Source organism: Gammaproteobacteria bacterium, from assembly GCA_033720895.1.
Classification (GTDB): Bacteria; Pseudomonadota; Gammaproteobacteria; order Natronospirales; family JAJUFS01; genus JAWWBS01.
In genome coordinates, this window is record JAWWBS010000066.1 from 1 (window position 1) to 10,528 (window position 10,528).

Genomic DNA, 10,528 nt, shown 5'->3' on the forward strand with positions numbered 1-10,528 from the left:
GGCGCACCTCGAGGAGCTGCAGCGCCAGGCCCTGCATGACGAACTGACCGGATTGCCGAATCGTGCGCTTCTCTACGACCGTATCGAGCATTGCATCGAGGGCCTGGACCGGCACGACAAGGAATACGGCCTGCTGTTGCTTGACCTGGATCGCTTCAAGGAGGTCAATGACACCTTCGGGCATTACGTCGGTGATGTCCTGCTGACCAAGGTTGCCGAGCGGCTCCGGCAGGCCGTGCGCGGCCAGGACACGATTGCGCGACTGGGTGGTGACGAGTTTGCCGTGCTGATCGAACCGCAGGCACGCCCGGAGGAGGCGACCGCCCTGGCGAAACGCCTGGTTGATTCTCTCAATGCACCTTTCAAGGTCGAAGGCCAGAGCCTGATCGTCAACGTCAGCATCGGTATCGTGCAGTGCCCGCGCCACGGTCGCGATCCGGACACCCTGATGCGCCGTGCCGACATTGCGATGTACGCCGCCAAGGAGCGGCATGCCGGCTTCACCGTCTATGACCCTTCGCTGGACGTGAATTCCCCGGCCCGCATCCAGATGGTCTCCGAGCTGAGCCACAATATCGACGACGAGCACCTGCGCCTGCATTACCAGCCACAGGTAGACCTTGCGAGCGGTGAAGTCAGGAAAGTCGAAGCCTTGCTGCGCTGGCAGCATGATGATGGCCGGTTGCTGATGCCCGACGAATTCCTGCCGCTGGCCGAAACCACCAACCTGATCGACGCCATTACGCTCTGGGTCCTGCGGCGTGCCATGAAGGATTGCAGCAAATGGCTGGAAGCAGGGCATCGCATCGGCGTATCGGTGAACATGGCGCCGCGCAGCCTGCATGATGCGCACCTGCCACGACGGATTGCGCGATTGCTGGTGGCAGCCCATGTCCCACCCGAGATGTTGACCCTGGAGATCACGGAAAGCAGCCTGCTCAGGCATTCCTTGCTGGCCGACGGTGTTTTTTCCGAGCTTCGCCAGCTCGGTATCGGGCTTTCAATCGATGACTTTGGCACGGGCTATTCCTCGCTGACGCACCTGAAGCACCTGCCATTCACCGAGCTCAAGATCGACCGCAGCTTTACCCGTGATATCGCCAGCAGCAGCGGTGATGCCGCGATCGTTCGTTCCAGCATCGAGCTGGCACATGCTTTCGGGCGATCGGTGGTTGCCGAAGGGGTCGAAGACCAGAGTGCGCTCGATGTCCTGCTCGATTACCACTGCGATGCCGCCCAGGGCTTCCACTACAGCAAGGCCTTGCCGGAAGAAGAGTTCCTGGCCTGGCTGGCAAGTCGTCAGGGCTGATCTCCCGCAACTTTACAAATCGGCTCCAGCGGCAATAATCAACACAGGCAACTGACCGGCGACGCCCGGAAAGGGGTCGCACCATGCGGCGCTTGCTCTTCACCTTGCTTCTGCTGTCCGTGTTTCCTGCCCATGCCGAACAGGGCTGGACAATCAATGGCGGCCTTTCCGATGTCGACGAGTATGGCCTGGGTGTCGATATCGGCCTTGGCTACTTCTGGACACATGGCAATCTGACCACGCGCTTCAATTTTGCTTCCGGAACGGCGGTAGCGGATGAAAACGATCGCTACGCTACCGAGACGCGGTATTTCATCCTGATTGCCGAAACCATCTGTCGCGACACCGAGACTGGCAACCAGGTGGACGAAGACAAGTGCAGTGATTCCTCCTTCCTGTATGCACCCTCGCTGGAGCTGGCTTACAAGCTTGGCGCGAGAACCAGCCTGGGTTTCGGCATTCGTGGCGTGGAGAACGAGGCAGCCTACGTCTTCCTGGAAAATCGACTAGGTGAGGTGGGCGACATGTATCTCCAGATCAAGGTCGGTGACAATTACAGCGGCATCAACTTTGGCTGGGACTTCGGCGTCAACTCGGTTGGCGCGATGTATCGACCACGACCAGACTGAACAATCCATCGACCCGCCGCACTGCGCCGACCAGCCTTGCCTGGCGCTTGCCTGCTGCATTGCATTAAGCAAAAACCGTGAACCTTGCCCGTTTGCATCATCAATGCCTTGCGGTATTGTCGATTGCACCGACAGAACAACAAACACAAGGAAGAAACGGCAATGTCCAAGAAGATCCTGCCTGCGTTCGTCACCACCATCCTGCTTTTCACACTCGCCGGTTGCGCGACCACCGAGACCGTCGATTACGAAATGGATGACCCGCTCAATTCCATGATTTTTGGTTACGTCGACATGGAAGACGCACCAACGGGCCTCGACTGGGCCAGCCTCAAGCAGGTGCAACCCGCCAGCGAGACACCTTACTGGAGCTTTGCCGTGGAAGATGGCGCGTTTTTCCAGCCCTACCTGCGGGAAGGCGCCTACCAGCTGGCGGCCTTCGGTGGCAGCAGCTTCCTCGGCGGCAACAACCAGTATAACTTCCCGGAATATGGCAGCGATGGCATTGTCGTCACTCGACCCGGCCTGTACTTCGTTGGCGCCTATCGCTACGTCGAAGTCGATACTGGCTGGCTGGAGCAGGACAAGTTCGACCTCGAGCCGATCGAGGGCATGAGCGAGATCGATGTGCTGCGCATGCTCCTGGAGCATGACGACATCAAGGACAGCCCGAACTGGCAGCGTCGCATCGAGGCTCGCATCAGGGCACTTAGCAAATGACGCGCCTGCTGCTGATCACGATGCTCGGCAGCCTGCTGTCGGCATGCATACCGTCATCCGCCATCCAGCCTGTCACTGCAATGGACAGCCTCGGCCAGGACAGCATCCTCCTGGTGGGCAAGCTCGTGCTGGACCCGCCATTGAAGCCGGAAGAGCAGGAACTCGGCATGTACGAGGAATATCGCAACACGGCGATTCTCGCTACCGATACCGCGCTTCGCGAGGTCGGCGACCACATGGCCTGGGGCGACTTGAAGCGTCGTATCGAAGTGCCATTCGACGAGACCTTCATGCTGGAAGTGCCGCGGGAGGATTTCTACATCCTCAAGGGCTGGGTCATGATGGATGCCACCAAGGGCAATGGTTCGGCGCCACTGCACGGCCAGTTTCGCATCGACGTGCAGGACGGTGACCGCGCGGTCTACATCGGCACCCTCCATTACACGCGCAACACCTTCTTCCGCATCACCGATGTCCGGGTGAAGGACGAGAGCAGGGCAGCAAGCAGTGACGTTCGAGTCCGTCTCGGCAGCAGTGTGAACCTGCGCAAGTCGCTGGCACAGCCGTTGAAGTAAGCGGCCCCACTGCATGAAAAAAGCCCCGCTTTTGCGGGGCTTTTCATTTCAAGCGTGACGCTTTCGATCAGACATCGATGTCGAACTTGATGCCCTGTGCCAGCGGCAGCTCGGTCGACCAGTTGATGGTGTTCGTCTGGCGACGCATGTACTGCTTCCAGGCATCCGAGCCGGATTCGCGACCGCCGCCGGTTTCCTTCTCACCACCGAAGGCGCCGCCGATCTCGGCACCCGAGGTACCGATGTTCACGTTGGCGATGCCGCAGTCCGAGCCCTGGTAGGACAGAAACTTCTCGGCGTTGCGCATGTTCATGGTGAAGATGGCGGACGACAGGCCCTGCGGCACGGCGTTCTGCATCTGGATGGCTTCTTCGACCGTCTTGAACGGCATGACGTAGAGGATCGGTGCAAAGGTTTCGGTCTGCACGATCTCGGAGTCGTTGGAGAGGCCGGTAACGATGGCCGGCTCGACGTAGTTGCCTTCCAGCTTGTTACCGCCGGTGACGATGGTGCCGCCAGCCTGCTTGATCTTCTCGATCATCTCGACGTAACGCTGCACGGAGCCTTCGTCGCAGAGCGGGCCCATCAGCGTGCCTTCTTCCAGCGGATCGCCGATCTTCACCTGGCCATAGGCCTTCTTCAGGCTCTCGACCAGGCCGTCGATGATGGACTCGTGGGCCAGCACGCGGCGCGTGGTGGTGCAGCGCTGGCCGGCGGTGCCGACCGAGCCGAACACGATGGCCGGGATCGCCATCTTCATGTCGGCGGTCTCGTCGACGATCAGGGCGTTGTTACCGCCGAGCTCCAGCAGGGAACGACCCATGCGCTGGGCAACGCGGTGGCCGACCTGCTTGCCGATGGCGCAGGAACCGGTGAAGGACACCAGCTTGATGCGCTCGTCGTCGACAAAGGTCTGCGCGAGTTCGTTGGTGTCGTCGTTGAACAGGCCGAAGATGCCCGGGAAGCCATTGGCTTCGAGGACTTCATTGGCGATGTTCTGGCAGGCGATCGAGGTCAGCGGGGTCTTCGGCGACGGCTTCCAGACGGTCACGTTGCCGGCGATGGCCGACAGCATGGCGTTCCAGGCCCAGACAGCGACCGGGAAGTTGAACGCGGTCAGCACGCCAACGACGCCGAACGGATGCCACTGCTCGTACATGCGGTGGTCCGGACGCTCGGAGTGCATGGTCAGGCCGTACATCATGCGCGACTGGCCAACGGCGAAGTCGGCGATGTCGATCATTTCCTGCACTTCACCGTCGCCTTCCTGCTTGATCTTGCCCATTTCCAGGGAAACCAGGCTGCCGAGGGCATCCTTGTGCTTGCGCAGTGCCTCGCCGACCAGGCGCACGGCTTCGCCGCGCTGCGGGGCAGGGACCTTGCGCCATTCTTCGAACAGGGCCTCGGCCTCGGTGATCACCTTCTCGTATTCGGCCTTGGAAGCGCAGCGCACCTTGGCGATGACTTCGCCGTTGGCCGGGTTGATGGATTCCAGCACATTGCCTTCGCCCTTCAGCCAGCCGGACTTGGACGCCCACACACCTGCGTTCTCTTCCTGCAGGCCGAGTTCGGAAAGGATCTTCTTGATATCTGCCATGGTTCCCCCTGGGGTTGCCGGCGCGGGTGACAGCCCGATCTCGCCGGTAAAGACACATTGTATATAGCGGTGGATATGGGTCTCGCGGCCGCGGAATTCAAGCCGCGCTGCGAAGGCGGCGTATTCTGCCAAAAACTGAACCTCTTTTCACCTTGAACGCAGAGAGCCAGGGTTTGTCCGAGGTCGGACTAGTTGACATATTGCAATGCGGTACAGATAAAGGTAAAAACACCCCATATTCCGGGCCGCAGAAGCCCGGTTTTTTTGGGGCATTTCAATTCCTGGGGGGTTTCGTGTCTTTTTCTCGCGTCCTGCTGTTCGTCGTCCTGTTCGTTTCATTCAGTTTGCCTGTTCCCGCCTCCGCGGAAGATGAGCCACCCATCGTTGATGGACAGTGGACCGACTGGGCCATTCCCGATTCGAACTGGACCCAAGGCGGGGCAGCGAAGTACGAACACTCGGCGGAAGACCTGGGCGCGAAGGCCTGCGACTGGGCCGAACCCGATCATCCCGAGATTAGTTACGAATTCGCCACGCTGCGTAATCCGCGTTACAGGAACCAAGGTGAGACGCAGACCTATTCGGTCAGGTGCACGGTAACGTCGTATGGAAACACCAGTGTCGCCGATGTCCTGTCAATCGAGCGCATCAATGTCTGCCCCGAGGGTTACCAGAAGGTAGATGTATCTGCACGTGGGCCGGCAGCCTGCCAGCCTAACGACGCCATGCCGGACAAGAACAACGGCACCTGCCCGGAAACCTGCGACGAGACCAACCAGCACAAGAACCCCAGCAACCCGATCAATGCCGCAACCGGCAACAAATTCGAAACAGAGCAGGACTACCGGAATTCAGCCGAGCCCCTGCTGAGATTCACCCGTTATTTCAACAGCCTTGGCAATCCCGACACCCACGGGGCGCGCAAGCCTCGTTATTCCGGCGTAACAGGCCGAGGCCCCAGTGCGCTCTCCTATACGGTCGGCCAGTACGACGACCCGACCGAAACAACTGCACCGGCTAGACGCCATACGCGTGTGGGTCGCAGCTGGACGCATAGCTACGACCGCTCGCTGGAAATCCGCCGCGAAGGCAACTATCCCAGCATTCGCGCCTACCGCCAGTCCGGGGGTTCGCTGCTGTTTCTGCCCGCTGCTGGCGGCTGGGCCCCCCAGGACGACATCGAGCTGACACTGAGCGAGCTGCCGGATGGCCGCTGGCTGCTGGTCGATACCAGTGATCGCCGCGAGTACTACTCGGCTGCGGGTGTGCTCCAGCGAATCGAAAACCGTGCCGGTCATGGCGTGGACCTGGAATACGACAGCGATGGCTACCTCGCTGCCGTGCGCAGTGACTTTGGCCGCGAGATGCTGTTCGAACACGCAGGCGGGCTGGTAAATGCCGTCGTCCTGCCGGGCGGCGAACGCATCGCGTTCGAGCACGACAGTGACGAAAAACTGACTGCCGTAATCCGCGAGGATGGGGCAGTGCGGCGCTATGAATACGCCAACGCACTGTTCAACGACAGGACCCTGTTGACGGCCATTTACGATGAGAACGGCGACCTTTATGCCCGTTGGGAATATGACGTCGATGGTCTTGCTATCCGCAGCACGCATGGCGATGGCGCCAATGACGTGCAGATCACACGTGATGGTTCGACCACGACCATGGTCCAGGGCAATGGCCAGGTCGTCACGCTGGAAAGCGAAGTCAGTCATGGCGTGTGGCGCGTGGTCGGCAGCTCCGAGCCGTGTGACGGCTGCAGCAATGTCTCGCGCGTCGAGCTGGACGAGACGGGTCGCATCCTGGAGAAGGAAAACTTCGAAGGCGAGATCACGCGCCAGCAGTTCAATGACCGCGGTCTCCGGACGGCGCTGATCGAAGCAGTCGGTACGCCGGAAGAACGCACTGTCTACACCGAATGGCATCCGGACTTCCGGCTGCCGGTGCGTATCACCGAGCCAGGACGCATGACCGAATACGGTTACGACAGTGATGGCAACCGCACCAGCCGCACGGTGACTGACCTCGCAAGCGGGGAAAGCCGGCAGACTACCTGGACCTACAACGAGCACGGCCAGGTACTGACCATGGATGGCCCACGCGAGGACGTCAGTGACATAACCACATATGTCTACGATACTGCCGGCAATATAGCAGCGATACGATATGCCCTGGGCCACGAAACCCGCTATACGGCCTATAACGCCCATGGCAAGCTACAGGAAATTGTAGATAGGAACGGCGTTGTAACCACCCTTGAATATGATGCACGCCAGCGCCTGGTCCGCCGCACTGTAGCTGTGGGGACGGCCTACGCGGCCACGTCGACGTTCGAATACGACAGCTTCGGGCAGCTACGCCGAACCACCATGCCAAATGGCGCCAGCATCAGTTACGAGTACGATAGTGCGCATCGCCTGATCGCCATTGAAGACGGGCTGGGCAATCGCATTGCTTACGAGCTCGACAGCGAAGGTAACCGGATCGCTCAGCATGTCTCCGGCCCGAGCGAAGGTATTACGCGAGAATCCTTTGCCGAGTACAACGAGCTGAACCACTTGGTGGCAAGCGTCGGTGGCGCAGGGCAGCGCAGCGCTTTCGAGACCGATATCGAAGGCAAGCGCACGGCGATGACTGATGCCCTTGGCAACCGCACGACCATGCGCTACGACGCCCTGGATCGCTTGTTCGAGACCGTAGATGCCCTGGGTGGCATCACCCGCTATGACTTTGATCCTCGTGACAACCTGATCCAGGCGGTCGATCAGCGTGGCGTAACAACGGATTACATTTACAACGGATTTGACGAGCTAATGGAAACCCGCTCCGCGGATGCTGGTACGGCTATCTATGAGTACGATGCCGCCGGGAATCGTATCCTGCATGTAGATGCGCGTGGTGTCGAAACTCACTTCGAATATGATGCACTAAATCGCCTTACCTTCATCGATTATCCCGGCACGGAAAAAGACATCAGCTACCAGTACGATACAGGTGCCAATGGTGTAGGCCGCCTGGTCGCGCTCGTTGATGAATCCGGCAGCACCCAATACAGCTACAACCCGCGGGGCGAACTGGTCAGCAAGGATACAGTTGTAGCTGCTACGCCGCTCAGCGTGGGTTATGACCACGACGCAGCAGGCAACATTTCATCCATCAGCTACCCGAACGGCCAGGTCGTGTTCTACGAACGGGACTCCCTGGGGCGGGTGAGCGGAATGTCCGTGCAGAACCTCGATGGCACGACACAACAGATTGCCAGTGACATCGGCTACCAGCCGTTCGGGCCGGTCGACAGCTTGATCTATGGCAATGGCCTGGTTGAAACCCGGAGTTATGACAACGATGGTCGCCTGCTCAGCATTCGCGCAGGCACCATGCTGGACCGCAACTACAACTGGGATGCAGCCAGCAACATCATCGCCATCAACAACGCAGTCGATGGCAGCAAGAGCCAAGCCTTTGCTTATGACAGCCTCTATCGCCTGGTTTCGGCAACAGGAGGTTACGGCAGACTGGAATGGACCTATGACAGCGTCGGCAACCGGACCAGCGAGACCGACAACGGCATCTATAATGCTTATGGATACGCTGCGGATTCCAATCGACTGGTCGACGTCGACGGCGAGGCCATCGCTTACGACGAGGCGGGTAACAGCCTGACGGATGGCGATAAGAGCTTCAGTTATGACGAGCGCAATCGCTTTGTTTCAGTGAGCACGGCTGATGGCAGCTACGGCTACGTGCACAACGCCCTTGGCCAGCGCGTCAGCAAACCGCGGTTCGAGACCAGCACGGGCATGCTGTGCGATGCCAATGGCGACGAAATCATTGACCAGAACGACCTGCTAGCTCTGCATGACATGATCAAGGGACGCATTCCAAGCGTTCCGGCGGCGGACTGCAACCAGGACGGCGTGATCGACAACAAGGACAATGCCAGCATTGCCAGGCTGATCGGACCTGCCAAGAACAACGGCAAGAACAATGGAAAGAACAAGGGCCAGAAGAAGGATCCGGTCAGCACTGCTATCAGCAGCTATGCTGCACAGTTCTCCATTGATGAACTCGGCGAGGTCGCCGGCAAAGTCCTGTTCGTTTATGACGAAGCAGGACATCTGATCGGCGAATACGACGAAAACGGCGAAGCCATCAAGCAATACGTCTGGCTGGGCGATCGGCCGATTGCCGTGTTGGAGCAGGGCGAGGTGTATTACATCCACGTCGACCATCTGAACACGCCACAGATCGTGACGGATGCCAACCAACAAGTAGCCTGGCAGGGCGATTACTCGCCGTTTGGTGACGTTGATGTCACGGAGAATTCGAACATCGAACTGAATCTCCGATTTCCGGGCCAGTACTTTGACGCCGAGACGGGGCTGAACTACAACTACTTCCGCAGCTACAACCCGGCGATGGGGCGGTACACGCAGAGTGATCCGATTGGCCTTGCGGATGGCCCAAACACTTACATTTATGGCTATTCAAACGCAATCTCGAACTCGGATGTTTTGGGGCTTTGGGTAAGCCGCTGCGCTAGAGAGCTGGGAGGGCCCTCCGCGCGTGCTACAACTCAGAATTGGATAAATCCCTTTAGACACGATTATCTCAACATCAGCGGAGATTTTCTTGGCTTTGGGCCAAAAGAAGATACGGCCGGAAACTTGATTTGGGGCGAGGGCAAAGTATCAAGCGACGAAATTATTGGAAAGGCATGCAACATGATTTGCTTTGACGATAAATTTGACTCGTACGTCAAAGAGGCGGCTGCAGAAATAGGGGAACCTAACTATAACTTGGCGGCATTCAGGGGGCTCCCGGCTCATATGGCTGGCGCACGTAACTGTCAAACATGGGTTGATGACGTAATAAATCTGGCCAAAGAAAAGTATATTGAGGGTGAAGAATGCCCTTCGTGTTTCAAATGATAAGTAAATGATTACTTTCTTAAAAATACTTTTCTTCTCGAAGTCGGTATGGTTAGCCGCGTCTCCGATAGATATTGAAGGACAACATACTTTTCAGTTGGAGGAGCCGGTTGCTGCAATAACCTCTGGCGCATACCTTGAGATTGAGGCAACCAATTTGTTTGGTACTGCACTAGAGGTTTCTGATTTTCAGGCAGTTAGAGAAAGGTTGCCGGATTCTTCAATCAAAGCGACCCTAGTGGCTGAGAATGGAGATATTGTAGAACTAAGATTCCATGGAAATATCAGCAAGGTTGGAAATGAGATTTGGATTCCTTTGCGGACAACCAATGGCGTTCCTACTGGTCTTCGCTTTTATCGGGTAGATGTTTACTCAAATGTTCGTATTGAGAAGTCGCGAGTTCGCTGGAATAACTGCCGAATTTAGTAAGCACCCTACTCAGGGGTTCCTTTCAGAGGCGACAGTACTTGGGGCAGTACTTTAGGTTGCTGCCTCTTTTTTTGTTTTTGCCTACAATCTGCCCATGGAAATCATCGAGGAAGGCCCCAAGCCAGCGCGCGCCTGGTCGCTGGCGATCAAGACCTGGCACAGCCGCTTCTGGCTGGCGCGGCGGATTGCTGCGCTGCCGGAGGTCGAGGTCGTGCGCATGCCGAACGGTCGGTCCTTTTTCACCGGCAAGGCGTTCATGGAATTCGACTACAAGGGCGTGCGTTACCTGGCCTACAAGGACAAGGTCTCGGACGAAGACTTCGAGATCCATCCC

8 protein-coding genes are annotated in these 10,528 nt (G+C 58.2%); 7 read left to right on the plus strand and 1 reads right to left on the minus strand.

What is annotated here, in order from left to right:
* The 4 genes from R3217_09185 to R3217_09200 all read left to right on the plus strand — a co-directional run.
* A partial coding sequence (locus R3217_09185; protein MDX1455615.1) for an EAL domain-containing protein occupies positions 1–1,309 on the plus strand: 1,309 nt, incomplete at its 5' end.
* An 83-nt stretch (positions 1,310–1,392) separates the two neighbouring features.
* Positions 1,393–1,938: a hypothetical protein gene (locus tag R3217_09190; GenBank protein MDX1455616.1), complete on the plus strand. Its 546-nt coding sequence runs from the start codon at positions 1,393–1,395 to the stop codon at positions 1,936–1,938.
* Between the two features lie 162 nt (positions 1,939–2,100).
* Positions 2,101–2,658: a hypothetical protein gene (locus R3217_09195; GenBank protein MDX1455617.1), complete on the plus strand. Its 558-nt coding sequence runs from the start codon at positions 2,101–2,103 to the stop codon at positions 2,656–2,658.
* A complete protein-coding gene (locus R3217_09200; GenBank protein ID MDX1455618.1) occupies positions 2,655–3,233 on the plus strand; it encodes a hypothetical protein in 579 nt (192 codons plus the stop codon). Before R3217_09195 ends, R3217_09200 begins: the two co-directional genes overlap by 4 nt.
* A 67-nt stretch (positions 3,234–3,300) precedes the next feature.
* On the opposite strand, the gene R3217_09205 is transcribed toward R3217_09200, so the two are convergent.
* A complete protein-coding gene (locus R3217_09205) occupies positions 3,301–4,830 on the minus strand; it encodes an aldehyde dehydrogenase family protein (protein MDX1455619.1) in 1,530 nt (509 codons plus the stop codon).
* Positions 4,831–5,123: 293 nt separating this feature from the next.
* Here R3217_09205 and R3217_09210 point away from each other — a divergent pair, with 293 nt between their 5' ends.
* From R3217_09210 to R3217_09220, 3 genes are all read left to right on the plus strand, one after another.
* Positions 5,124–9,764, plus strand: a complete 4,641-nt coding sequence (locus tag R3217_09210) for an RHS repeat-associated core domain-containing protein (GenBank protein ID MDX1455620.1) — start codon at positions 5,124–5,126, stop codon at positions 9,762–9,764.
* 7 nt (positions 9,765–9,771) lie between these two features.
* A complete protein-coding gene (locus R3217_09215) occupies positions 9,772–10,191 on the plus strand; it encodes a hypothetical protein (GenBank protein MDX1455621.1) in 420 nt (139 codons plus the stop codon).
* A 97-nt stretch (positions 10,192–10,288) separates the two neighbouring features.
* The coding region (locus tag R3217_09220; GenBank protein MDX1455622.1) for a hypothetical protein at positions 10,289–10,528 on the plus strand (240 nt) is incomplete at its 3' end.

What these genes read in the sequence shown, in the direction of transcription:
- R3217_09190 (MDX1455616.1), top strand. Translation starts at nt 1,393, where the DNA reads ATGCGGCGCTTGCTCTTCACCTTGCTTCTGCTGTCCGTGTTTCCTGCC.
- R3217_09195 (MDX1455617.1), top strand. Translation starts at nt 2,101, where the DNA reads ATGTCCAAGAAGATCCTGCCTGCGTTCGTCACCACCATCCTGCTTTTC.
- R3217_09200 (MDX1455618.1), top strand. Translation starts at nt 2,655, where the DNA reads ATGACGCGCCTGCTGCTGATCACGATGCTCGGCAGCCTGCTGTCGGCA.
- R3217_09205 (MDX1455619.1), bottom strand. Translation starts at nt 4,830, where the DNA reads ATGGCAGATATCAAGAAGATCCTTTCCGAACTCGGCCTGCAGGAAGAG.
- R3217_09215 (MDX1455621.1), top strand. Translation starts at nt 9,772, where the DNA reads ATGATTACTTTCTTAAAAATACTTTTCTTCTCGAAGTCGGTATGGTTA.